The 23,715-nt window shown below is 53.4% G+C and carries 21 protein-coding genes and 1 riboswitch; of the genes, 4 read left to right on the top strand and 17 right to left on the bottom strand.

Annotation, left to right across the window (positions count from 1 at the left end; translation table 11 throughout):
* Positions 1-375 precede the first annotated feature (375 nt).
* Entirely contained in the window at positions 376-1,830 is a 1,455-nt protein-coding gene (locus B5E77_RS00605; protein WP_087163449.1) for a nicotinate phosphoribosyltransferase, read from the top strand.
* A gap of 149 nt (positions 1,831-1,979) precedes the next feature.
* On the opposite strand, the gene B5E77_RS00600 is transcribed toward B5E77_RS00605, so the two are convergent.
* Together B5E77_RS00600 and spoVT are read right to left on the bottom strand one after the other, a co-directional pair.
* On the bottom strand, positions 1,980-2,531 hold the full coding sequence (locus B5E77_RS00600; RefSeq protein WP_087163448.1) for a uracil-DNA glycosylase: 552 nt from the start codon (positions 2,529-2,531) through the stop codon (positions 1,980-1,982).
* Positions 2,532-2,696: 165 nt separating this feature from the next.
* Positions 2,697-3,245 (bottom strand): stage V sporulation protein T, encoded by a 549-nt coding sequence (gene spoVT / locus B5E77_RS00595; protein WP_087163447.1) that lies wholly within the window; start codon positions 3,243-3,245, stop codon positions 2,697-2,699.
* Between the two features lie 262 nt (positions 3,246-3,507).
* On the opposite strand from spoVT, the gene B5E77_RS00590 reads away from it, so the two are divergent.
* Positions 3,508-4,338, top strand: coding sequence for a TMEM164 family acyltransferase (locus B5E77_RS00590; protein WP_087163446.1), 831 nt, complete (start codon positions 3,508-3,510; stop codon positions 4,336-4,338).
* An 85-nt stretch (positions 4,339-4,423) separates the two neighbouring features.
* Here B5E77_RS00590 and malQ read toward each other — a convergent pair whose 3' ends face one another.
* From malQ to B5E77_RS00555, 7 genes are all read right to left on the bottom strand, one after another.
* Entirely contained in the window at positions 4,424-5,911 is a 1,488-nt protein-coding gene (gene malQ, locus B5E77_RS00585) for a 4-alpha-glucanotransferase (protein ID WP_087163445.1), read from the bottom strand.
* A gap of 6 nt (positions 5,912-5,917) precedes the next feature.
* Positions 5,918-6,160 (bottom strand): HPr family phosphocarrier protein, encoded by a 243-nt coding sequence (locus B5E77_RS00580; protein WP_087163444.1) that lies wholly within the window; start codon positions 6,158-6,160, stop codon positions 5,918-5,920.
* Positions 6,161-6,174: 14 nt separating this feature from the next.
* Positions 6,175-7,272, bottom strand: coding sequence for an ABC transporter ATP-binding protein (locus B5E77_RS00575; protein WP_087163443.1), 1,098 nt, complete (start codon positions 7,270-7,272; stop codon positions 6,175-6,177).
* Positions 7,273-7,332: 60 nt separating this feature from the next.
* Complete coding sequence (locus tag B5E77_RS00570) at positions 7,333-8,337, bottom strand: LacI family DNA-binding transcriptional regulator (RefSeq protein WP_087163442.1); 1,005 nt, start codon at positions 8,335-8,337, stop codon at positions 7,333-7,335.
* A gap of 5 nt (positions 8,338-8,342) precedes the next feature.
* Positions 8,343-9,185, bottom strand: coding sequence for a carbohydrate ABC transporter permease (locus B5E77_RS00565; protein WP_087163441.1), 843 nt, complete (start codon positions 9,183-9,185; stop codon positions 8,343-8,345).
* A 1-nt stretch (position 9,186) separates the two neighbouring features.
* On the bottom strand, positions 9,187-10,038 hold the full coding sequence (locus tag B5E77_RS00560) for a carbohydrate ABC transporter permease (RefSeq protein ID WP_087163440.1): 852 nt from the start codon (positions 10,036-10,038) through the stop codon (positions 9,187-9,189).
* A gap of 140 nt (positions 10,039-10,178) precedes the next feature.
* Positions 10,179-11,552 (bottom strand): ABC transporter substrate-binding protein, encoded by a 1,374-nt coding sequence (locus tag B5E77_RS00555; protein WP_087163439.1) that lies wholly within the window; start codon positions 11,550-11,552, stop codon positions 10,179-10,181.
* 329 nt (positions 11,553-11,881) lie between these two features.
* Here B5E77_RS00555 and B5E77_RS00550 point away from each other — a divergent pair, with 329 nt between their 5' ends.
* Together B5E77_RS00550 and B5E77_RS00545 are read left to right on the top strand one after the other, a co-directional pair.
* On the top strand, positions 11,882-12,514 hold the full coding sequence (locus tag B5E77_RS00550; protein WP_087163438.1) for a DUF624 domain-containing protein: 633 nt from the start codon (positions 11,882-11,884) through the stop codon (positions 12,512-12,514).
* A gap of 191 nt (positions 12,515-12,705) precedes the next feature.
* Positions 12,706-13,893, top strand: a complete 1,188-nt coding sequence (locus tag B5E77_RS00545; RefSeq protein ID WP_087163437.1) for an acetate/propionate family kinase — start codon at positions 12,706-12,708, stop codon at positions 13,891-13,893.
* A 123-nt stretch (positions 13,894-14,016) separates the two neighbouring features.
* Here B5E77_RS00545 and B5E77_RS00540 read toward each other — a convergent pair whose 3' ends face one another.
* The 8 genes from B5E77_RS00540 to B5E77_RS00500 all read right to left on the bottom strand — a co-directional run bounded on the left by B5E77_RS00540 (position 14,017) and on the right by B5E77_RS00500 (position 23,707).
* Positions 14,017-16,101 (bottom strand): glycoside hydrolase family 25 protein, encoded by a 2,085-nt coding sequence (locus B5E77_RS00540; RefSeq protein WP_162609610.1) that lies wholly within the window; start codon positions 16,099-16,101, stop codon positions 14,017-14,019.
* A 171-nt stretch (positions 16,102-16,272) separates the two neighbouring features.
* The gene (locus B5E77_RS00535; RefSeq protein WP_087163435.1) at positions 16,273-17,373 is read right to left on the bottom strand and encodes an ABC transporter ATP-binding protein; all 1,101 of its coding nucleotides are present in this window, start codon (positions 17,371-17,373) and stop codon (positions 16,273-16,275) included.
* Positions 17,374-17,379: 6 nt separating this feature from the next.
* A complete protein-coding gene (locus B5E77_RS00530) occupies positions 17,380-18,390 on the bottom strand; it encodes a FecCD family ABC transporter permease (protein WP_087163434.1) in 1,011 nt (336 codons plus the stop codon).
* Positions 18,391-18,393: 3 nt separating this feature from the next.
* Positions 18,394-19,539 carry an ABC transporter substrate-binding protein gene (locus B5E77_RS00525; protein ID WP_087163433.1) on the bottom strand — a complete coding sequence of 382 codons (1,146 nt, stop codon included), beginning with the start codon at positions 19,537-19,539 and terminating at the stop codon, positions 18,394-18,396.
* On the bottom strand, positions 19,540-19,998 hold the full coding sequence (locus B5E77_RS00520) for a hypothetical protein (RefSeq protein WP_242963520.1): 459 nt from the start codon (positions 19,996-19,998) through the stop codon (positions 19,540-19,542).
* 164 nt (positions 19,999-20,162) lie between these two features.
* Positions 20,163-20,696, bottom strand: a complete 534-nt coding sequence (locus B5E77_RS00515) for a hypothetical protein (protein WP_087163432.1) — start codon at positions 20,694-20,696, stop codon at positions 20,163-20,165.
* Between the two features lie 13 nt (positions 20,697-20,709).
* Positions 20,710-21,951 carry a sirohydrochlorin cobaltochelatase gene (locus B5E77_RS00510; protein WP_204247995.1) on the bottom strand — a complete coding sequence of 414 codons (1,242 nt, stop codon included), beginning with the start codon at positions 21,949-21,951 and terminating at the stop codon, positions 20,710-20,712.
* Positions 21,952-22,189: 238 nt separating this feature from the next.
* A riboswitch (cobalamin riboswitch) is annotated at positions 22,190-22,370 on the bottom strand.
* A 206-nt stretch (positions 22,371-22,576) separates the two neighbouring features.
* Positions 22,577-23,707: a hypothetical protein gene (locus B5E77_RS00500; RefSeq protein WP_087163430.1), complete on the bottom strand. Its 1,131-nt coding sequence runs from the start codon at positions 23,705-23,707 to the stop codon at positions 22,577-22,579.
* Positions 23,708-23,715 lie beyond the last annotated feature (8 nt).

Below are 23,715 nucleotides of genomic sequence, written 5' to 3'. Positions count from 1 at the left end.
GGCGGCCGCTCGTGTTTTATTGTTGACTTATCAACAAGCTGGATAATAGCACCAATATGTTGATTTGTCAACAACTTTTTTGATGATTCTGCAGCCGGCTCCACACCGCTCTTTTGCACCGGATTTTTGCGCAGATTTCCCAAGAGCGGCGGAAATATGGAAAGATTTTCAGCAAAGCACTCATAAAATGAAGGCTTTTCCAGATACTAAACCGGAGGCATGCTATGAAAAAAGCGAAAAACCAGCTCTTCTGCTTGTTATTTTTATGTAAATATGCTATCTTTTAAAGAAACATAACTGTCAAGACAGCTGACGGGAGCGCGAGAATTCCTGTTCCCGCCCATTGCCTTTGCAAAGGAGAACGTGAATATTACTATGAGCACTATGAGACTGACCCTGCTGACAGACCTCTACGAGCTGACCATGATGCAGGGCTATTTTAAAAACCACACCAACGAGACTGTTGTCTTCGACGTCTTCTACCGGAAAAACCCTTCCGGCAGCGGCTTCGCCATTGCGGCCGGCCTGGAACAGGTCATTGATTACATTAAGAATCTGACCTTTCAGAAGGAAGACGTTGAATATCTGAGAAGCCTGAAGCTGTTTGATGAAGACTTTCTGGAATATCTGGAGAATTTCCGGTTCTCAGGCGATATCTACGCGATTCCGGAAGGCACAGTGGTCTTTCCGCGGGAGCCCCTTCTCAAGGTCATTGCTCCGATTATGGAAGCCCAGCTGGTGGAGACGGCCATCCTGACCATAGTAAACCATCAGAGCCTGATTGCCACAAAGGCGGCCCGCGTGGTCCACGCGGCTAAGGGCGACGGCATTATGGAATTCGGCCTTCGCCGGGCCCAGGGCCCGGACGCCGGCATCTACGGCGCCCGCGCCGCCATGATCGGCGGCTGCATCGGCACCTCGAACGTGCTGGCCGGACAGCTTTTTGACGTGCCTGTCAAGGGAACCCACGCCCACAGCTGGATCATGAGCTTTCCGGACGAATACACGGCCTTTAAGAAATATTCCGAGCTCTATCCGGACGCCTGCATTCTCCTTGTGGATACCTACGACACGCTGAAATCCGGCGTTCCGAACGCCATCCGCGTCTTCACTGAGATGCGGGAGGCCGGCATCCCGCTGACCTTCTACGGCATCCGCCTGGACAGCGGCGACCTGGCATACATGTCAAAGAAAGCCCGGAAGATGCTGGACGAGGCCGGTTTCCCGGACGCTGTCATCTCTGCCTCCAGCGATCTGGATGAGTATCTGATCACAAGCCTGAAGGACCAGGGAGCAGCTATCACCTCCTGGGGCGTCGGCACAAACATGATTACCTCCAGCGACTGTCCGGCCTTCGGCGGCGTCTACAAGCTGGCGGCTGTCCTGGATGAGGAAGGGGAATTCGTTCCGAAGATCAAGCTTTCCGAGAACACGGAAAAGATCACGAACCCGGGCAACAAGACCATTTTCCGAATCTATGACAATGAGACCGGCAAAATCCGGGCAGACCTGATTGCCCTGGCAGACGAAAGCTTTGACTGCTCTCAGGATCTCCTGATCTTCGATTCCATCGAAACCTGGAAGAAGACGAAGCTCAAAGGCGGCACCTATCACATGCGGGAGCTGCTTGCGCCCATTTTCCAGAAAGGTGAATGCGTCTACACCTCTCCCAGCGTCATGGAGATTCGGGATTACTGCGCCCAGGAGCAGGATACGCTCTGGGAAGAGACCAGACGTCTTACTAATCCCCACGAGGTCTATGTGGACCTTTCGGACAAGCTGTTCCGGATCAAGTCCGGACTGCTCGATCAGATGAACCGGGAGCTTTAGAGAAAAAGGTCCCGCCCCGGACATGATCTGTTCCAAAATCATGCCGGGGCGGGACCTTCTTCCGCATTGTCGTATCGCCACCAGGCTAAATCAATGCCTTCTGTTCATTTGGTTTTCTGCCAGCATGCCGAAAGGAATATCGCGCGTCACTATACTTCCTGCAGCTTCTCCTTTATAGCCCGAAAATCCCGTTTTCCATCCTCCATCTTGGAAGGATCGCGGAGCAGCGCCGACGGATGATACGTCGCTGTCAAAAAGCATCCCTTCCGTTCAATCCAGGTTCCGTGCTGCCTTGTAATCCGGTAATTCGGATCTATCAGCCTCTGAGCCGCTACCCTTCCCAGACAGACGATAATCCGCGGCTTCATCAGATAAGTTTCATATTTCAGATGGGGCATGCAGGCTTCCTTCTCCTCCTCCAGAGGATCCCGGTTGCCCGGAGGATGGCATTTCAGAATATTCGTGATGTAGATGTCCTCCCGTCTGATCTCCACCGAAGCCAGCAGCTCGTCCAGCACCTTCCCGGCCGGCCCTACAAAGGGCACGCCTGCCAGATCCTCCTGCCCTCCCGGCGCTTCCGCCACCAGCATCAATTTTCCCTTATGGTCGCCCTGTCCCATGACCGGATGCTTTCTGGTCCGGCAGAGAGAACAGGCCGTGCAGCTGTTTACATGCCGCTCGATCTCTTCCCATGTGTACATACCTGTATCTCCTGTATTTCTGTTCCTGACATCCCCGTCAACTATAGGGTAAATATACCACAAACAGAAGGGAAAATAAATGCCTGACAGCCAAGACATATAGGCAGGAAAAAACACCACGGAACAGGATTTTGGAACAGATCCTGCTTCTGTGGTGTTTTTTCCTCATTGCTCCATCTGACGGCCTAAAAAATTCGCGGCAGCCAGCGCCAGCTTCTGTTCCACCTCGCCCATCCGCGCCTTCGGATCCCGGCTGAACAGAGCCACCGCTCCTATCGCGTCCCCCTCGCAGATGATCGGGCAAATCGTCTCCGCAAAGCAGTCCTCCAGTTCTTCCTCGATGAGACGCACATACTTTCTGTCCCCTGCGGCTGCCTGAACGTTTTCGCGGTCCTGGATCATGTCCTCCAGCTCCTGGCTGACAGGCTTTCCCATATAGTCCTTTTTCGCTCCGCCTGCGGCTGCGATCACCGCGTCGCGGTCCGTAATGCAGACCATAAGTCCCGACACCTGCGCCAGGCTCTCGGCGTACTGCTTCGCAAAGGTCCCCAGCTCTCCGATCGGAGAGTATTTCTTCAATATGATTTCGCCCTCCCTGTCAGTAAAGATCTCCAGCGGATCTCCCTCCCGGATACGGAGCGTCCTGCGGATTTCCTTTGGGATCACGACACGGCCTAAGTCGTCGATTCTTCGCACGATTCCTGTAGCTTTCATGAAAAAATTCCTCCATTTTACATTCTGATATTTATCCTTATTACTGCCGATAAATGTATTATCTGTCAAATGGGGGAATTTATACTTATTCTGCTTTATTGTCTGGAGACAGCCTCAGCCGCCGGTCTGTTCCCAGGCTTCGGAATCCAGATCTGCCCCTTTCAAAGTTTCCCGATTTATTTTCTCCCGGCTTTATGGTATGCTGAATGCAGAAAAAAGGGGAACTGTTCCGTGCCCTCACAATTACAAAAGAGGAAACCTTATGCTCATCTTCCTGCCTGGCTTTGCCCTGTCTGTCCTGGCTGCAGTATTCTGCAGCCGCCTGCCATACAAAAAACAGGAATCTCTTCTGAATATCCTGGCTGTCCTGCTCCCCCTCTCCGAGGTCTGGAAGCAGCTCTTGCTGACCTATATTCATGAAGGGACATACCAGCTCTGGTATTTTCCCTTTCAGCTCTGCAGCATGCCCCTCTATCTGCTGCCGCTCCGGCAGCTTCTTTCGGCGCGCTGCAGGACGCAGACACGCCGCAGGGCGCTGACATCCCGCAAGACGCTGACACACCGCAGGACGGTTCAGACCCTCACCGATTTTCTTGCGGACTTCGGCCTGCTGGCAGGGATCTTTGCTTTTGCGGACCAGACCGGCATGCATTACAGCCTCTCTGTCCTGACTCTGCACAGCTATCTCTGGCATTTTATTATGATTTTTTTGGGCCTTTTTCTGATTCTGTCCGAACGGCGCGGCAGGTATTCCCGTCTATGCGGAACAGAAAAAAAGCTCCCCTGTCTCCGCAGCTTTCTCCCCGCAGCGGCGCTCTTCCTTCTGCTGGCCGCAATTGCGGAGCTTCTGAATTTCCTTCTGCACACAAAGGGCCACATCGACATGTTCTACATCAGCCCCTGGGAGCCTGCGTCTCAGGTAATTCTGCGAGACGCCGCTGCGTGGATCGGCAGAGGGCCTGAGATCGTCCTGTATCTGTGCCTGATTCTGCTGGGAGGCTTTCTGATTCACATGGCAGCCTGCCGCTTCCGCCATATCCTTCCGCCATATCCTGACTGGAAACAAGATCCTTTGAAAAATGCGAAAAGCTGAGGCTTAAAAGAGGGACAACCCATTCCAAATCGAAATAGGTCATCCCTCCTGCTTTTCCTTATTTTTTATATAGGATATTAGCTGCTTATTTTCTCAGCCTTCCATACAGCTCCATCTCATGGCGCAGCCTCGCAGCCAGCTCCTCTGTAAAGCTTCCGGGCAGGGCCCGCCACTGCCAGTTGCTGCCTACGGTGGACGGCGTATTCATCCTCGCCTCGCTTCCGAGTCCGAGAATGTCCTGGGCCTGGATAATCGTCAGATCTGCGACGCTTCCCCAGAGGGCCCGCATCATTCCCCAGTGATAGCCTTCCTCCTTCGACAGCCGCAGATATTCCACAGCGTGGGCCACGTCCGCCAGGCCCGCGGAAGACATCCAGCCCGCAATGGTATCGTTGTCGTGAGTGCCCGTATAGGCCACACAGTGACGGATAAAATTGTGCGGCAGATATTCCGAGCCGCTTCCGTCTCTGCTGTCAAAAGCAAACTCCATGACCTTCATGCCCGGAAAGCCGCTGTCCGCCAAAAGCTTCCGCACAGAGTCTGTGAGATATCCCAAATCCTCTGCAATAATGGGCTGACGCCCGATCCTTTCTTCCACGGCGCGGAACAGGGCAATGCCCGGTCCCTGCTTCCATCTGCCTTCCCGGGCGTCTTTGCGCCCATAGGGGATGGCATAATAGGAGTCAAACCCCCGGAAATGGTCGATCCGCAGGACGTCATAGACCTGGCAGAGATAGCCGATCCGGTCCGCCCACCAGGCATAGCCGTCTCTGGCCATGTACTCCCAATTAAAAAGCGGATTGCCCCAGAGCTGGCCGTCAGCAGAAAATCCATCTGGCGGACAGCCGGACACCTCTCTTGGCACCTTATTTTCGTCCAGCTGGAACAGCTCCGGATGCGCCCACACGTCCACGCTGTCTAAAGACACATAGATGGGAAGATCCCCGATAATGCGGATTCCCCGCTCGTTTACATAGCTTCGCAGCGCCTTCCACTGTTCAAAGAACAGATACTGGCAGATTTTCCAGAACTCTATTTCCTCCGCGTGAAGCAGGCGCGCTTCTGTGATCGCCTGCTCCTCCCGGTTCCGCAGAGGCTCCTCCCAGTCAAACCAGGGCGCTCCGCCATGGGCGCCTTTAAGCGCCATAAAGCAGGCGTAATCGTCCAGCCACCGGGCATTTTCCCGGCAGAATGCCTCGTAATCCCCGGGCGGATTCTTCCGGAAGCGCTCTGCCGCTTTCACGAGAATCGGATAACGCTTTTCATAAAGCGCCCCATAGTTGATTTTATCCGGCGCAGCCTCCCAGTCTGTATGTGCGTATTCCTCCCAGCTCAGAAGTCCTCTCTCTGCCAGCTCATCCAAATCGATAAAATACGGATTGCCGGCGTAGCTGGAAAAGGACTGGTAGGGGGAATCCCCGTAGCTGGTAGGGCAGACCGGAAGCAGCTGCCAGTAGGTCTGCCCGGCCTGCTGCAGAAAATCAGCAAACCGCCGGGCAGGCTCTCCCATGCTTCCGATTCCATGAGGAGAGGGAAGCGAGGAGAGATGCATCAGTATTCCACTGCTTCTCAAAGCTTATCACGCCCTTCCCTTATCTGCCAGATAAGGAGTCAGCGCCTCCAAAAGCTCAGGAGACGCGTCTCCGTAAATGCAAAGCTCCAGAGGATGCGTCAGATCGAGGGAAAAGATGCCCATAATGGATTTTGCATCAATTGTAAAGCGTCCCGAAACCAGATCGAAATCATTCGGATACTTGCAGATCATGTTTACAAAATCTTTAATTTGTGTAACGCTGTCAAGCAGAATCATACGCTTTATCATAACCGTTCCTCCTGTTAATGGCAGATAATTTCTTCTGTCTCGCTGTCAAATACATGGATCTTATTGGCGTCCAGAGCCAGCTTTACCTCGTCGTCCGCCCGGATTCCGGTGCGCGAGGGCACGCGGGCCACCAGCTTCTGGCCGCTGCAGGTGAAATACAGATAAATCTCAGAGCCCATCATTTCCGCCAGATCTACCCTGGCTTCCACATTGGAGCCGGCAGAAATAGCCAGGAAGGACTCCTCTGCGTGAATATCCTCCGGACGGATGCCAAAGATCACCCTCTTGCCCACATAGGGCGCAAGCTCCGGCTTCACAAGCGGAATCCGGTTCTGGCCGAATACCAGCGCATAGCCGTCTCCCTCTTTTTCCACAACCGCCTCCAGGAAGTTCATCTGCGGCGAGCCGATGAAGCCTGCCACGAACTTATTGCAGGGATAGTTGTACAGATTCTGGGGCGTATCCACCTGCTGAATCACGCCATCCTTCATGACCACAATCCGGTCTCCCATAGTCATGGCCTCTGTCTGGTCATGAGTGACGTAGACGAAGGTGGTCTGAAGCCTCTTGTGAAGAGCCGAAATCTGACTTCTCATCTCGGTACGCAGCTTTGCGTCCAGGTTGGACAGCGGCTCATCCAGCAGGAATACGGCAGGATCGCGTACCATCGCACGGCCCAGGGCCACACGCTGTCTCTGTCCGCCGGACAGCTCCTTGGGCTTCCGGCTCAGGTACTCGTCAAGCTCCAGAATATGAGCTGCCTCACGGACCTTTCTGTCTATTTCATCCTTCGGAGTTTTTCTGAGCTCCAGCGCGAAAGCCATATTTTTATAAACGGTCATATGAGGATACAGAGCGTAGCTCTGGAATACCATCGCGATATCTCTGTCCTTGGGCGGGACATCGTTAACCCGTCTGTCTCCGATATACAGGTCTCCGGCCGTAACCTCCTCCAGCCCCGCGATCATCCGGAGAGTCGTAGACTTTCCGCAGCCGGAAGGGCCTACCAGCACGATAAATTCCTTATCCTTGATTTCCAGATTCAGATCAGGAATCACCGTATTATGATTTCCATATGTTTTAACCACATTTTTAAAGGTGATACTTGCCATTGTTTCTTCCTCCTTATTCTGTGCGCCACAGACGTACAGAAAACAGTAACTGTCTTTCTTTTATATTTTCCGGACACTTTCCCCGGAAATAATCCGGAAAGGCACCAGCTCATGCTCCGGGCTCACCCGGTTTTCTATCTGAGAGAGCAGAAGCTCCACGCTCCGGTCCGCGATTTGCTCCCGATCCTGGCGGATCGTCGTGAGGCTGGGGGTCAGATAGCTTCCCAGCTCGATTCCGTCGAAGCCCACCACAGACACATCCTCCGGGACACGCAGTCCTCTGTCCCGGACCGCCCGGATCGCTCCCACAGCCAGTACATCTGCCATGGCAAACACAGCCGTCAGATTCGGCATCCTGTCAAGCAGGCGTCCCATCGCTTCATAGCCTTCCGACATTGCAAACAGGGCCGGCATATACTGCTCTTCCATGGAAAATGGGATTCCATGCTCCGCAAACGCTCTGACGCATCCTGCGTACCGGGTATGGGCCGCCCGTGATTTCTCCATAAAACCGCCCAGCACCCCGATTTTCCTGTGTCCCAGAGCAATCAGATGCTCCACAGCCGCCTGAGCCGCCGCTTCGTCATCCGTACTGACGCTGGAGAGATTTTCAAACCCAAGCTCCTGCGCGGAGTTCGTCACCAGCACACAGGGCACCTGTATCTGGGCGAAACGCTCCCGGAAAAATTCCAGGTCGCTTCCGAGAAAGAGAATTCCGCTGGGATGGCGTTCCCGGCAGATCTGCCAGGCCTGCTCCACCTCGTTATCCTGCTCTCCGATATAGTAAATCAGAAACGCGTAATCCCGTTCCTCAATAAGCTTCTGCAGTCTTTCCACGATCGCCGCAAACAGCATATTCTGGGAACCCTTTACAATGATCACGATTCCGCTGCTCACCTGCTGCTTTAAGTGCTTGGCGTTATTATTCAGACGGAAGTTATATTTCTTCACCACTTCCATCACCCTTTTCCGGGCCTTCTCCGAGACGTCCGGCTTGTTATTCAGCACCCGGGAAACAGTTCCCACGGCATAACCGGATTCCCTTGCAATGTCTTTAATCGTCATATGGTTTACCCCTTCACGGCTCCTGCTGCCACTCCCTTGATGATATGCTTCTGTCCTGCAAGATAAACAATGACTATCGGAATGACCGTCAGCATGATACAGGCCATCATTGGTCCCATTTCCACTCTTCCGTAGCTTCCCCGGAAATACTGGATCAGCATGGGAATCGTCTTGTATTTCTTAATATCCAGAACCAGCGTAGGCAGAAGGTAATCGTTCCACACCCACATGGCCTCCAGAATTCCCACGGATACCAGCGTGGGTTTCAGCATCGGCAGAACAATCCGGAAAAAGGTCTGCAGCGGATTGCAGCCGTCGATCATGGACGCTTCCTCCACTTCCAGAGGAACGGATTTCATAAAGCCCGCGAACATGAACACCGCAAGCCCGGCGCCGAAGCCCAGATAAATCACCCAGATATTGTAGGGCGTGTTCAGCTTCAGGGCATCTGCCGTCTGAGACAGGGTGAACATCACCATCTGGAAGGGCACTACCATGGAGAATACAAACAGGAAATACAGTGCCTGTGAGATTTTACTCTTTACCCTCGTGATAAACCATGCGCACATGGAGCAGCAGATAAGAATCGCCGCTACCGAGGTAATGGTAATCAGAAGGCTGTAGCCCAGACTCTGCAGAAAGCCTTTGGATTCAATCGCGTTAACGTAGTTTGCCAGCCCCGCAAAGATTTCCGGCGTAGGCAGCGCAAACGCGCTGTCTGTCGTGATCGCCGTCTCCTGCTTCAGGGAGTTAAAGAAGATCATGACAACCGGATACACATACAGCAGGGCCAGAATAGTCAGCAGACCCGTCCAGATTGTATTGTCGATTTTTTTTCTTTTCGCCATCTTACTGCTGCACCTCCTTGGAACGTGTCGCCTTCAGCTGCAGAAGGGAAATCACGATGACCAGAAGACAGAAAATCACTGCCTTCGCCTGGCCAAGTCCCTTCCACTGGGCTCCTGCCCTTGCATAGAAGGTCTGATAGATGTTCATGGCCAGCATCTCTGTCATGTGATTTGGGTCTCCTCCGGTCAGAGCCAGGTTCTGGTCGAACAGCTTGAAGGAGTTGGTCAGTGTCAGGAAAACGCAGATCGTAATGGACGGCATTACCATGGGAAGCTTCACTCTCCAGAGCGTCTTCCATGCGGAAGCTCCGTCGATCTGAGCCGCTTCCAGAAGATCGTCGGATACATTCTGAAGTCCGGCGATATAAATAATCATCATATATCCAATCTGCTGCCAGCACATCAGGATAATCAGTCCCCAGTATCCGGCTGCCGTATTCAGCGCCAGAAGCGGTTTTCCCGCCAGGGAAAGCACGCAGTTAATCAGGATATTCCAAATATATCCCAACACGATACCGCCGATCAGGTTTGGCATGAAGAATACGGTACGGAAGATGTTTGTTCCCTTCAGATTCCGTGTCAGCAGCAGCGCCAGCCCAAAAGCGATCACATTGATAAAAACGATAGCCGCCACCGCAAACAGCACAGTAAATTTAAAGGAATGCAGAAATGTGGTATCGGAAAAGATCCGCTGGAAATTTCCGATGCCTATGAAGGTCGCGTCCCGGACCGTCGTAAACTGACAGAAGGCCAGGTACAGTCCTTCGAGAAAGGGAATGATAAATCCGATGGTGAAGGCCAGAAGCGTCGGCAGTACAAAAATCGGAGAATAGCGTTTGATCGCTTTTTCCATAGTTCCTCACCTCTTTTAATACAAGAATCCCCCAGACAGGATTCTCCACTTGCATAGGAAAGGGGCAGGCAAGTCACTTGCCCGCCCCTTGCTTTTCATTTTACATTTTACATTTGAATGGAACAGTATGCCAGCTTGTTTTACTGTCCGTTCGCCAGAGCGTACTCGGTAGCCCAGCCGTCTACGAACGCGGATACAACGCCGTCCCAGTTTGCGTCAGTCTGATCTGCCGCATATGCGGTCAGTGCCTGGCCTACGCCATTCTTCCACTCTTCAGACGGCATCGTCGTGAAGTTCCAGGAGATCGGAGTCTTGCCTGCTGCTAACATTTCCTGGTCTGTCTTTACGAACAGATTGGTCGGCTCCTGCGCAGACTTGAACGGAATGACAAAGCCCATGTCGGTAGCCATTGCCGTGGTTCCCTCTTCAGAAGTCACGCACCAGTAGATGAAATCAAGAGTTGCCTGGATGTCAGCTTCGTCTGCCTGATTGTTTACGCACCAGTAGTTCTCTGTACCTGTGCAGAGTCCCTGATTTGCCTCATCGCCTGCGCCGAAGTAAATCGGAATCATCGCCAGCTGGTCGTCGGAGAATTTGCCCTCACCGGATACATTTCCGTACTCCCAGGAACCATTCTGGTAGAATACTGCTTCTCCGTTCAGGAATTCGCTGGTAGCGTCGTCTGCTGTCTTGGCGGAAAGCTCTGCCGGATCGCAGGTGCTGTTGTTGATGTACAGATCCCACATCGCGCGGTAGTTGTCAAGGTAGGTTCCCTCGATAGCGTCTGTACTGTTGATTCCCTTATCCTGATACTCGAAGTAAATCGGAAGGTTTGCAAGGTGTGTCTTGAATCTCCAGTCGGAGGAGCTGTCCATACCTGCGGAGGTGAATGCCGCGAATCCAAGTTCGTCAGAACGTGCGGTAATGTCCTCTGCTACAGCCTTCAGATCCTCGAAGGACTGGATGTCGTCTACTGTGTAGCCGGCCTGCTCAAGAAGATCCGTATTTACAATCAGTCCGTAGGACTCGATTACGTATCCGATACCTGCTACCTTGTCGCCGTCTTTCAGCGCATAGGTGTCGCTGGTCAGCTCGCCGTAAATATCGCTGCCGGATAAGTCATAGCAGTAATCCTTCCAGTTTGCCAGACCTACCGGACCGTTTACCTGGAACAGAGTCGGCGCGCCGCTCTTTCCCATCTCACTCATCAGAGTTGTCTCATAGTTTCCGGATGCTGCTGTTACGACGGTAACAGGAACTCCTGTCTGCTCCGTGTAAACTGCTGCCAGATCCTGCCACTGCTGATCCTGCTCCGGTTTGAAGTTCAGATAATATACAGAGCCTTCCGCGCTGGATGTCTCAGTCTCAGCTGCGTCCGTATCCTCTGTCGCTGCTGTATCTTCGGTTGCCGTAGTATCCGTAGTCGTCGTGTCGTCTGATGAACCGCCGCAGCCTGCCAGCAGAGACATTGCCAGAGCGCCTGTAAGCGTCAGGGCCAAAAGTTTCTTTTTCATACTGTTTTCCTCCTGTTTTGATGAAACATGATGGCTGCCGCCCTTCCGGCGCATCTGCGCAAATGCGCCGGAAATCACGGCTTGAAACCGTTTTGGAAACGTTCCATGGAAACGTTTCCAGTTCTTATATAATAATCTTAGTCCTTTTTCCCAAAAAATGCAAGTGTTATTTTGTACTTGCTGACAATTTCGTCGAAACTGCAAATTTTCTATCTCAAATTTTGTGCACTTTTACTTCTGCTATCTGGCTGCAGCCGCACTTGACGGACAACAGAACCCATTGTTACAATAGTAGCATTGAAAAACTTTAAAAAGGAGGCACCTTCGAATTGGACAAACAGCCCCGCACACCTGGCCGGACCGCCTTCATTCTGTCTGTCATAACTGAAAACCTCTGGGAACTGGTTCAGCTCAATCTCCTGTTTTTGCTGACCTGCGTCCCGCTCGTCACGATCGGGCCAGCGCTCACAGCTCTGGACGCCTGCTTTTCCGATATTCTGCAGAAGCAGAGAAGAGATGAGCCCATCCTGCCCCGCTATTTTGCAGCGTTTCGTTCCCGTTTTCTGGCTGCTCTGCCCTGGGGACTGGCTCTGCTGGCCGGAAGCTTTGTCCTGGGCTTCGCCCTTTTCTGGTACGGAAGCCTTGCGTCCGGGTCCTGGCTCTACGTGCCGTTTACCGCTCTTTCTCTGCTGGGACTTATCTTTTTTCTCGGGATCCTTTCCCATCTGTTCCTTCTGCTGGCAGAAGGAGGAATGGAAGCCGGGGAGACTTCCCTGCCAAAGGCTGCAGCTCTCCGCGCCCTGACCCGGATGAAGCAGACTCTCATCGGCCTTGCCGCCGCTTTTATTCTTCTTGCGGTACAATTTCTTCTGCTGCCCGCCACAGTTCCACTGCTTCTGTCTCTGGGTCTTTCTGTCCCCGGGCTCATCATGGCCTGGGCCTGCATGGGACGCCGGGAATAATTCCCGGCCTTCCCTGTCCTGAAGCGCATTCCGCGCTTTCATGCCAGGGCGCATTCTATGGCACCCTTGTGCGCTGACGCTATTGTGCCAGATTCCCATTTTTGCTATACTTAAGACGTGAAATAAAAAACGGCGCCAGAACTTCTTTCTGTACGGTCCCTGGCGCCGCTGCTGAATATTGGAGGTTGTACATGAAATTATTAGTATGCAATGCAGGGAGCACCTCTCTGAAATTCAAGCTGTTTGAAATGCCAAAGGAGCAGGTCCTCGCGGAAGGCAAGGTCGAGCGCGTAGGCACAGACCGCGCCATCTACCACTTTTCAAAGCCCTCCGGCTTCCGTATTTTCCGGGAAAACCTTTCTATCCCCACTTACACAGAAGGAATCCAGCTGTTTCTGGACGAGCTTCTGAGCAAGGAGCATGGAGAGCTTTCCACACTTGGCGAGCTGGAGCGGGTTGGCTTCAAAACGGTTCTCTCCAAGGGCCATTACGGAATCCATGAGCTGACGCCGGAGGTTCTTCAGGGCATGGAGGATTACATGGTGGTGGCTCCCGCCCACAACAGGCCTTACCTGGAAGCGATCCGCCAGTTCCAGAAGCTGACGCCGGACGCGATGCTCGTAGGCGCGTTCGAGACAGCCTTTCACCAGACGATTCCCATGGAGCGGAAAATTTATGGCATTCCCTATGAATGGTATGAAAAATACGGCATCGAGCGCCTTGGCTACCACGGAGCCTCCCACAGCTATGTGGCTGAGACGCTGGCAGATCTGTACGGCTCCACCGGAAAAGCCATCTCCTGCCATCTGGGCGGCAGCGGCTCCCTTTGCGCCATCGACGATGGAAAGAGCGTAGATACCAGCTTCGGCATCTCTCTCCAGGTAGGAATCATTCAGTCAAACCGCTGCGGCGACATTGATCCCTTTATCGTACCCTTCCTTCAGAAGGAGGGAATGAGCCTGGACGACGTTCTCGACGGCCTTACCAGACACGGCGGCCTTCTGGGCATCTCCGGAGTCAGCAACGATCTGCGGGATGTGGAGGAAGCGGCACATGCAGGAAATGAGCGGGCGCAGCTTGCCATCGACATCTTCTGCAACGGAATTGTCCGCTACATCGGCTCCTATTACGCAGAGCTCGGCGGCCTCGATCATCTGGTTTTCACCGCAGGCATCGGCGAGCACGGCGCCAGCATCCGGGAAAAGGTATGCGGCCAGCTGGAGCATATGGGCATCCTGCTGGATCCGGAAAAGAACAGAAACTGCCCCGGCGGGAACGCCTTGATCTCCCGCGATGAATCTCCGGTAAAAATCCACGTAATTCCGGCCAACGAAGAGCTGGGCGTGGCAAGGAAGACCTACGGATACCAGAGGGCATAAAAACAGAAACGTGCGCCGCCAGGCGCACGCCAAAAAGGCGTTTCACCCGAAGGTGAAACGCCTTTTCATGTTTTTCATGTGCATCTGTTTATCTGTTTTCGAAAGCTCTTTTCCGCCCGGCTCTTAGATCGAGCTGATATTCATATCTACATTTCCCTTTACACCGTCTACAGAACCCTTGGAAGTATTCTGCCAGATATCATAGCGCCCGGTGTATCCGCAGGTTGTCGCATAATGCGCCACCCAGATGCGGTAGCTGCTCGGGAACTGGGACACGCTCAGATGCTCTGAGAACCAGTTCTTGCTCGCATATACCATCGGCTTATAGCCCGCATTTGCCACCGTATTGCAGAACGCGATCGTAATCTTCGTTCTCTCCGACTTGGAAAGCCCGTCCGCGCGTCCTCTGCCGCCGTTCGCATACTCGCTGTCAATGGCAATCGGCATATTGATGCCATACTGGTTCGCCAGCTTAACCGCCATACTTGCCTCTTCCACAGCTTCGGCCTCGGTAATCGCCTGGCTGAAGAAGTAGATGCCAACGCGCAGGCCTGCTGCCTTTGCTCCGGTGATATGGGACGCGAACATCGGATCCTGGACAAGCACGCCGGAACCGTAACCACGGTAGCCGCAGCGGATGATGACGAAATTGATTCCCGCATTCTTAACCTTCTGCCAGTTGATGCTGCTCTGGAACTTGGACACATCGATTCCAATCGTTCCGGAACGCACGCCCTCATCGCTGAATGTATACTGGATTCCCTGGATTACCTGGGTCCCTGTCACCTTGTTTCCGTCTTTATCAAAGTAGTAGGTGGCGCCGTCAAGAGTCTGCCATCCCGTGTATTTGTAGCCTGTCACCTTCTGGGTGATATCATAAACCGGCTCGCTGGTCGTATCATATATCGGGCGGCTGGTCGTATCGTAGACGATCTTGTCCGTCGTACCGGCCTTCAGAAGCTGCAGTCCAGCCATAAATACGCTGGCCGTGGGAACCGCGCCCTCTGTATCCGTACTCTGTGTCTGCGTATTCTCTTCACTTCCGGTGCTCTGATCTCCAGAGCCCTCTCCGGTTCCGGTATTCGTATCTCCGGAGCCTCCTCCGTTCTCAGAACCGCCATTTCCATCAGAAGAATCCGGAGGCGTAACGCCTGGCATCGGTTTGTGGCAGCGGTCACACACTCCGTCTGCTCCAGTGCTTCCATTCTCTGCCTTTTTATCCACATGGCCCAGCGCAGGAGCATCCGGATCCACGACTTCTGTCTGATTCGGATCCACTGCCCCATCGACGGAGCACACCATCTTATATGTACCCGGCTCTGTACAGGTCGCTGCCTTCGCGGTGACCTTCTTGTCATATACATGCGTATGCGCCGGCTTCACATCCGTACCGCAGCGATCGCATTTGCCATCTCCGTCCGCATCATCATGAGTCGGCTCGGAAATGATCACCTCATACATATCTGTGCCAAATTTATCCTTCTGCAGCTTGGAGTACACCAGCTGTCCCCAGGTATCTTTCTTCTGAGTCTTTACCTCTTCGGTAATCTCAGTTTTCGAAGACTCCACATACTCTACCGTATCTTTCAGAACCTGGGCTGTTCCCGCATCAGCGTTTCCATTCGTATTGGAATCCTCTGCCGCTACATTGATTTCACTTTCACTCTTAATCTCATCCGAAACATCTACAACCGAATATTCGATATTCGCCTTTACCTGGGCGGTGATGTCCTTCGGAGCGGCATACCCTCCTGCAGATTTCATGGAAATCGTGCATTTTCCGGGCTCCATCGACTTGATATAGATAATTCCGTCCTTGTCGCTGTCGGTGTAGTCCTTTGTCTTATTTGCCGAGTCTGTCACGGACACCTCAAAGGCCGTTCCGGTGACAACCTTGCCGTTTCTCTCATTGACAATCTTGACCTTCAGATCCTTGTCCATGGAGGTGGCCTTCAGAACAATCGGCACTTCCTTCTCATCCACCACGACTGTCTGTGTATTGTCTCCATCCAGACGGGTCAGCTCGGCCACATAGGACTTGTTCATCGCAAGCCCGATCACATTGGCCTGCGCACCCGTATCAGACTGCAGATCCGTCACGGTGGGAATCATGTCTTCCGTGATCTGGCTGCGGGACCCGCAGCCGCCCAGCAGGGACATCGTCAGAACTACTGAGAGCAGCAGAGCTCCCACTCGTTTTCCTTTCATTCTCTCACTCCTCATCCTGTCATTTTGGCAGTTATTTCATTTATCCACATTCTGTGGCTGTATTACAGTCATTTTCCACAGTAGTATAGCATTCTTTTGCCGTATTTTCAACCTTTTCAAGGAAAAAAGTTGACATAAGGAGGGAGAAAAGTGTTTCCAGAAATGGAAGCCTTATCCCAGCTTTCCCTGCTCCTGCGCATAGCCTGCCAGGCTCCGCAGCTTCTCTGTCATTTTCCCTTCCAGGTCCAGCCCGGGAGCACAGAGCACCCGGCTGCAGCTGTCAAGCAGCTTTTTGGCCTGCAAAAGCTTTTCTTCTGAAAACGGGTGAAAGGGCTTCTCTGTGACCAGGCCGGCGGCCAGAGCTCTGGCCGCCGGATAATCCAGATCATTTTCCCATAAAATGCCGGCTGCAAAGGGAACGCCCTCTCTCTGGAGCTTGCGGAAGAGGGGCGTCCCCGTGCCGCAGCCCGCGATAATGAAAACCTCAGGCGGACCGGGAGGCCTTTCCAGCTCCAGGCTCCCGGTGAGCTCATCATAAGCCCCCTCCGTCATCCCATAAAGCTCTGTAATATATCCTCCCGAAAAAATTTCCTCAGGCGGGCCGAAGCGGTCGATGCAGTCGCCGCGCACGCAGGCAATCCGGTCAGAAATCCTTTCTGCCAGATCCAGCTCATGGAGAGACAGAATGACCGTCAGTCTCCGTTCTCTGGACATTTTCTGTATCACCGAGAGAAACTCCAGCTTATAACGGATATCAAGAAAGGATGTGGGCTCATCCAGCACCAGGATTTCAGGCTGCTGGCAGAGGGCCCGTGCCAGCATCACTCTCTGCTTCTGCCCATCGCTGATCTGCCTGAAATCCCGGTCCTTCAGCTCCTGAATGCTCACCAGCTCCATAGCCTCCCTCACGATTTCCCGGTCCCTGTCATTCAGCACTCCAAAGCGTCCGGTATATGGATACCGCCCCGCTGCAACCACATCCCCGCAGGTCATAAGCTCCGGGCGCACCCGCTCTGTGAGCACAACGGAAAGCCTGCGGGCCAGCTCGTTTCCGGTAAACCGGCTCATATCCGTCCCGTCCAGATACGCCGTTCCCCCAAGGAGGGACAGCTGCCTGATAATGCTTTTGAGAATTGTCGTTTTTCCCGCTCCGTTTGGCCCGATCAGCGTCAGGATTTCTCCGCGCCTGACCTTCAGCTCAATATTTCTGATAAGCGGCATTCCATGATAGCCTACTGTCATTCCCTTCGTATAAAAATAGAATTCATCCACAGCCCGTCACGCTCCTTCCCTTTTGCTCCGCAGCAGAATTACGATAACTACGGGAGCCCCGAAAACCGCCGTCACCGTGCTGATGCTCAATTCTGTAGGAGAGAACAGTGTGCGGGCCAGCAGATCGCAGAACAGGCAGAATACGGCTCCGCCCAGGAAGCAGGCCGGAATCATCAAAATCGGACGTGCCGTCCGAAAAACGTTCTTTACAATCTGCGGCACTGCCGTTCCCACAAAGGATACCGGCCCTGCAAAGGCGGTCACGCAGGCTGAGAGCAGACTGGAAAGCAGCACCAGCAGAGCCCGGAACAGCCGGATATTCAGCCCCATATTCTGCGCATAGGCCTCCCCCAGCTGGTAAGCGCTGATCGGCTTGGACAGCAGAAATACAAAAGCAGAGGTCAGAAATATCACCACCGTCATCACCGCCACATTGTTCCAGCTCACACCCGAAAAGCTTCCCTGAGACCAGTTGTGGAGGTTTACGATATCAGAATCATCCGCAAAGGTCACGACAAAGTCTGTGACAGCCGAGCAGATATAGCCAATCATAACGCCGCTCACAATCAGCGTAGACATATGGTTCAGCGCCTTGGACATCAGAAGTACAAAGCTCATGGAAATCATCGCTCCCGCAAAGGCCGCCAGAATCAGGATCAGAGAGCTGACCCGAAGGGCTCTTTCCAGGAAAAATACCATCACAAGAGCTACTGTCAGCTTTGCTCCTGAAGAGATTCCCAAAGTAAAGGGGCCTGCGATCGGATTGTGGAAAAAGGTCTGCAGTAGATAGCCCGACAGCGCAAGAGCGCCTCCCAGAATGGCAGCCGCCAGGGCACGCGGAAGGCGGATCTGCAGTACAATATCCGCCGACACATCCGCTCCCCGTTCTCCTCCCAGAATCCGCAGGACCTCCGCAAACGGGATATTGACGCTGCCAATACACACGTTTGCGGCCATCAGAAGGAGCATTGCCGCTGCCAGACAAAGAAAGATCAGGACATACCGTTTTTGCTTCATCTCTTAATCCAGCCTGTACAGATAGGTCAGGCTGTCCTCCTCTCCGTTCAGCATTCCATGAATATCCGCGATCATCGTGCCGAGCTCCATGGACGACTGATACAAATCTCTCGTCGTGCAGTACACATTGCCCTCCCCAACCGCCTTAAAATTCTCCAGAAGCTCACTTTTTCCAAACAGCTCCTCCACCGAAGAAAGCTCCCCGTCAATGGTGCTGTTGTAAATGAGATAATCAGCTTCTCTGGCCGCCGCATAAAATTCCTCCATCTGCAGGCTGACCGTGGAAGAGGCCGTGTCATCCTCTGCCCCCAGATCCGAAAAAACATAACGTCCTCCTGCAAGCTCAATCATTTTCGGCAGGTAATCGGAAGCCTTACGCACATTGACCTCGCCGCTGTTCGTAATATAGAAAAAGGCCACCGTCTTACCGGTATCTTCTGCATTCCCAATGGACGCAAAGGCTTCCTGCTGCCCGGCGAAGGCCCCTGCCGCCTCTTCCTCACGGCCCGCCAGAAGGCCGTACAGCTTCACCCATTCTGTTCTTCCAAGAGGCTCTGTCTCATAGCTGGAATAATCCACCATCACAGGAATTCCGAACCTTTCCAGCTGCTCCTTGACCTCGGGCGTATGATAGATCATCGTATTTTCAATGGCCAGATCGCAGCCCTCTGCCAGAATCTGCTCATAATCCGGAGCGGAATAATTTCCCGCATAGAGAATATCTCCTGATTCTACAGCCTGCCGGGCCTCTTCCAGATACCAGCCTTCCGCCTTTGTTCCCGTAAACCGAATCACATCCAGAGAATCCATGGAGATAAACATATCCATCACAGCAGAAGCTACCAGGTAAATGCGGTCCAGAGGCTGATAAAGCACTGTGATATCTTTCTCCAGATCTTCTGGACTGCTTTCCCCTTCCGGAACTACAAGGTAACGTTCGCTGCTATTGATTGTGATGAGGGCAAAGCCGCCCGTATAATAATCCACCGAAAATTTCTCTGCATACAGCAGTTCCATGCTGTCCTCATATTCCAGCTCTGAGCTGATATCCGTATCCCGCTCCCAGTCTGCTCCGCCTTCCGCAGGGCTGCAGGCCGGCGCAAGAAGCAGCAGCAGACTCAAGAACAGAGCCATCCCTCTTTTCCTCATTCAGCTTTCCTTCTTCCTCTTCTTTACAAGACATATCGCTGCGGCTGCAGCCAGAATCACCACTGCCGCCCAGATAATTCCATTCGGAAGGTCTGTCCCCTCTGCAGAAGAGATCGACTCTGACGAAAAGGTCAGAGTATATTCCACCTCATGTGGCCTGCTCATGGCCGTAGTCTCTGCGAGAATTTCGACCGGCTCGTCAAACACCGTAACCAGAATCTCAAACACGGAGTTTCCTTCCTCATTGACCGGCAGATACATCTCCTCATCTACCTTCATATAATCGTAGTGGGAGCTGCTCCATTCAATCCGTGCATATGCCTCTCCACCCTCTATGACCAACTCCGCCGGAGAAGTGATCTGCGCTCTCCCGGAGCCGCCTTCCAGCGTTACCTCCACGGTATATGCTCCATCCTCCGGCAGAATGACATTTTCCTTTTGGTTTTCCATTGTTTCCATAATCTGTTTCTCCATCCTTTTCAGCGCCATACGCAGAGGCTGCCGCTCTCACAGAAACCGCGGAGCTGATTCTGGCGCCCCGTATGCCATGCGCCGGCTTTATGAAAGCCGGAAGCCGCCGCGGACCTCAGGTCCGCGGCAGCCCCTCCTGCAGCCTTCCGCCGTTACTGCGCTGCCTGCTCTTCACCGGCAGGCTCCGGGTTCGACACGGAAACCTTATGATCGTACCAGGTTCCCTTCGTTCCCACCAGCGCCAGGTCAAACTCCTCATCCAGCGCAGGCACCGGAACATCAAATCCATATACCTCTTCTGTGATTCCATCGCTGTAGGTGACGCTGTCCGTCGTAGGCTCCAGCAGAACCGCGCCTTCCTTCTGCGCGTCCTCCGCCAGGCCCGGGTACAGGTTCACAATATTCTTTGATGCCAGAGAGATGTGGATCGTCATCTTTCCGTCTTCCACCGTCAGAGTGCCTTTTCCGCCGCAGGCCTCGCTCACGTGGAACATGCCGCTGTCCGTGTCAAAATCAGCCGTATATACGCCGTCCTCCAGAGAGACCGGACTTTCTGTCTCCGCTGCTGTTTCTGTTTCTGTCTCTGTCTCAGTGCCTGCGGGGGCTGAACCGCCCGAGCCGCAGCCTGCCAGCAGAGCGCAGCCGAGCATGGCCGCACACAGGATTGTTATCATTTTTTTCTTCATTTTTCCTGCTTCCTTACTCGCTCATTGCTGCCGCCGTATGGGCCACATAGAGATCCTGGATGGCCTCAATCCGTCCCAGTCCTTCAATCTGCGCGTCTACACTTTCAAAGCTTCCGGAAGCGTTGAACATGCTCAGCCAGGAATCAGCGTCCTCCCCTGCCATATCGTTGTTCGCATGATCACCTGCCACTACCATCAGCGGGCGGAGAACCACTTTCGTATATCCGGCCTCGGCCACTGCGCTGATAATGGATTCGCAGTCTGTTCCCTCCGGCTCGCCCTCAACAGTTCCGATAAACACATTGTCATATCCAAGCTCTGTCATCTGTGTCTGCATCTGGCTGTAGGATACGTTCGCCGTGTGAGAGGTTCCATGTCCCAGAAATACAAAGGCTGTTCCGTCTTCTGCCGCTGCCTCCGCGCTGTCATATCCTGCTCCTGCCACGGCCTCGGCAGTCAGAGCCTCTGCCACAGCCTGCTTGTCCTCATTGATCACAGTCGCGTCAGAACCAACCTCACCCAGAAGGGGTTCAGCCACTGCCACGGATGTAAACTGATCCTGATAAGCTTCCACAGCTTCCACCAGCTCATCATATTCTGCGCCGTGCATCAGATGGGTGGGCTGTATAATCAGATTCTGTACGCCGTTTGCCACCGCGCGCTCCAGCGCCTGTTCCATATTGTCAATGGCTTCTCCATCCCGGGCCTGCACATGGTTGATGATGATCTGAGCTGTGAAAGCCCTTCTCACTGACCAATCCGGATAAGCCTCCTGCAGCGCATCCTCAATCGCCTTGATGTCTTCCACACGGCTGTCGTTGAAGGATGTGCCGAAGCTTACGACCAGAAGCTCATTCTCGCCAATCTCATCCTGATTGCGGGGATCGTCCAGCGACGCGTCGCCGGTATCTCTGCCGAAATAATCCGGATCTGCATTCTCACCTGCCACCAGCTCCTTCTGAGCGTCCGTCAGAGTGTCCCAGGCCTCCTTTGCCGCAGCGCACTGTGCGTCCGTCTCATCCGTCCTCTGCTGGACATAGATCGCGTCAATCAACGCCGCCACATTGTCTGCCGCTTCCTGATCCGAAACCGCTTCCGTCTCGTCCGCTGAATCTGCCTCTTCTGCCGCGTCCGCTGTCTCTTCCGTCGTCTCAGCCGCGGTATCCGCAGTATCTGCGGCGCCTGAGCCGCAGCCTGCCAGCAGCGCGCATGTAAACGCTGCCATACACACTAAAGCTACGATTTTTTTCTTCATTCCTTTTTCCTCCCTGGAAATTTACTTGCGGATTTTCTGAGCTCCTCTGTATCTGCTCTCAAATGGACAAAAAAATACCCTTTCAATACCAGATACAGGTATAAAAAGGGACGAAAAACAAAAATCCAACGCATAAAGCAGCTGGATTGCAGGAAACTGCCTTCCACCGGCAGGTACATGCTCCTGCTGGCCGGAAGCGTATTTCGGTACAATCAAACCTCGTGATCTGGAATCTGTCATCCCCGTACCACAGCTGGCAGGTCTCCTGGCTCGCAGTCTGGCGCACATTGCCGTCTTCCCGATTACTCAGTGACATATTGGCAATCTGCTCCTGCATACAGTGACGAGATCGCACAGGCCTTTCACCTGTTTCCCTATTCTCCGCAGTCTTTTGCGGCACCAACTGTTTTTCATTCAATTTTCAGATAAATCCGCTGAAATCATTATAGCACCGCTTCTGCCTGATGGCAACCATTTCCTTGCGGCAGGATATTATGAAAAAAGGAGACAGTTCCGTGAAATTCAGGATCTCAACGACCTGAATTTCACGGAACTGTCTCCTTCTTATTCATCAGAGGCTGCAAACTGCTGTCAGCCGCCAGCCTCGTTTTTGTCCTTCCGCATGTTACTCTGCAGCTGCGTCTGTCTCAGACTCTGTGCCTGTATCTGTCTCCGTCTCAGATTCCGTACCGGTATCCGTACCTGTGGCAGTTGTATCCACATAGTACACTCTGTCGAAGGTCAGCTTGTCCAGAGCGCTGTCCACCGTCGTAAACGTGTGGTTCTCTTCCAGCGCAGCGCACTGCTCCTGATACAGGGTATTCCGGCGCTCCTGAATGATATTTTCCTTCTCTGCCGCTGTTGCTTCTTCATCGTAGGTGCTGAGCATCTGTACTCCGTAATATCCGGTGTCCGTCTCCACAATGGGGGCAATCTCGCCGTCGGAGAGCTGATCCGCCGCTTCCTTGACTACATCCGCCACTGTCGTGGTGTCTGCGCCATAGGTAATCTCCGTGGCAGAAGAAATCTGCTCATCCTCCCCGGCCTCCTCGTTCGCCGCTTCTATGGCAGCCGCCAGATCGCCGCTCTCGGCGGCATCGTCAAGTACCGCCTGAAGACGGTCTCTTACCGCCTGCTTCTCTTCCTCCGTCAGCTCTACCGTATTTCCCTCCTCATCTACCTCTGTTCCCTGTGTAGATACAAAAACATAGGAAATCCGTTTCTGGGCCGCCTCTTCATCAGACACCTCTGTGTCCACATCCGCCGTCAGCACATCATACATCTTGTCCTGAATCGTCGCAAGCGTCAGAAGGCGCTCTACCGATGCCTGATCAGCCCCAAGGGCGTTCCTAGTCTTCTCGGTATTATCCTCGACAAACTGAACTGCCGCCTCTGTGATAGCCGCCTTTTCTTCGTCCGTCAGTTCTACGCCATAGTTCGGTGCCTCTGCCTCCAGCACATAGAGCTCCTGAAACTGCTCCAGAAGGCTTTCCTTCGCTGTCTCTCCATAGGTCGTTCCTGTGCCGGAATCCTGTCCGTAAAAGTTTGTAGTCCCAAACAGAGAAGCGTAGGTGCTTTCCATCTGAGCCTGCTGATAACGGAGCATCAGATTAAACTCTCCCAGAGTCATATTTACCGTGTCGTCAAGAGTTGCCGCTGTCTCGGTTCCGTCCAGCACTGTTTCCTTTCCGCAGCCGCTCATGGCAGTGGAAAGCACCAGCGCAGATACCAGTACAGCTATTCCTTTTCTCATCATATCTGTAA

The organism is Lachnoclostridium sp. An131, assembly GCF_002160825.1.
Lineage (GTDB): Bacteria > Bacillota > Clostridia > Lachnospirales > Lachnospiraceae > Laedolimicola.
This window is presented reverse-complemented; position numbering and strand designations above follow the sequence as displayed.

What these genes read in the sequence shown, in the direction of transcription:
- B5E77_RS00605 (WP_087163449.1), top strand. Translation starts at nt 376, where the DNA reads ATGAGCACTATGAGACTGACCCTGCTGACAGACCTCTACGAGCTGACC.
- B5E77_RS00600 (WP_087163448.1), bottom strand. Translation starts at nt 2,531, where the DNA reads ATGTACACATGGGAAGAGATCGAGCGGCATGTAAACAGCTGCACGGCC.
- spoVT (WP_087163447.1), bottom strand. Translation starts at nt 3,245, where the DNA reads ATGAAAGCTACAGGAATCGTGCGAAGAATCGACGACTTAGGCCGTGTC.
- B5E77_RS00590 (WP_087163446.1), top strand. Translation starts at nt 3,508, where the DNA reads ATGCTCATCTTCCTGCCTGGCTTTGCCCTGTCTGTCCTGGCTGCAGTA.
- B5E77_RS00580 (WP_087163444.1), bottom strand. Translation starts at nt 6,160, where the DNA reads ATGATAAAGCGTATGATTCTGCTTGACAGCGTTACACAAATTAAAGAT.
- B5E77_RS00575 (WP_087163443.1), bottom strand. Translation starts at nt 7,272, where the DNA reads ATGGCAAGTATCACCTTTAAAAATGTGGTTAAAACATATGGAAATCAT.
- B5E77_RS00570 (WP_087163442.1), bottom strand. Translation starts at nt 8,337, where the DNA reads ATGACGATTAAAGACATTGCAAGGGAATCCGGTTATGCCGTGGGAACT.
- B5E77_RS00565 (WP_087163441.1), bottom strand. Translation starts at nt 9,185, where the DNA reads ATGGCGAAAAGAAAAAAAATCGACAATACAATCTGGACGGGTCTGCTG.
- B5E77_RS00560 (WP_087163440.1), bottom strand. Translation starts at nt 10,038, where the DNA reads ATGGAAAAAGCGATCAAACGCTATTCTCCGATTTTTGTACTGCCGACG.
- B5E77_RS00555 (WP_087163439.1), bottom strand. Translation starts at nt 11,552, where the DNA reads ATGAAAAAGAAACTTTTGGCCCTGACGCTTACAGGCGCTCTGGCAATG.
- B5E77_RS00545 (WP_087163437.1), top strand. Translation starts at nt 12,706, where the DNA reads ATGAAATTATTAGTATGCAATGCAGGGAGCACCTCTCTGAAATTCAAG.
- B5E77_RS00540 (WP_162609610.1), bottom strand. Translation starts at nt 16,101, where the DNA reads ATGAAAGGAAAACGAGTGGGAGCTCTGCTGCTCTCAGTAGTTCTGACG.
- B5E77_RS00530 (WP_087163434.1), bottom strand. Translation starts at nt 18,390, where the DNA reads ATGAAGCAAAAACGGTATGTCCTGATCTTTCTTTGTCTGGCAGCGGCA.
- B5E77_RS00525 (WP_087163433.1), bottom strand. Translation starts at nt 19,539, where the DNA reads ATGAGGAAAAGAGGGATGGCTCTGTTCTTGAGTCTGCTGCTGCTTCTT.
- B5E77_RS00520 (WP_242963520.1), bottom strand. Translation starts at nt 19,998, where the DNA reads ATGGAAACAATGGAAAACCAAAAGGAAAATGTCATTCTGCCGGAGGAT.
- B5E77_RS00515 (WP_087163432.1), bottom strand. Translation starts at nt 20,696, where the DNA reads ATGAAGAAAAAAATGATAACAATCCTGTGTGCGGCCATGCTCGGCTGC.
- B5E77_RS00510 (WP_204247995.1), bottom strand. Translation starts at nt 21,951, where the DNA reads ATGAAGAAAAAAATCGTAGCTTTAGTGTGTATGGCAGCGTTTACATGC.
- B5E77_RS00500 (WP_087163430.1), bottom strand. Translation starts at nt 23,707, where the DNA reads ATGATGAGAAAAGGAATAGCTGTACTGGTATCTGCGCTGGTGCTTTCC.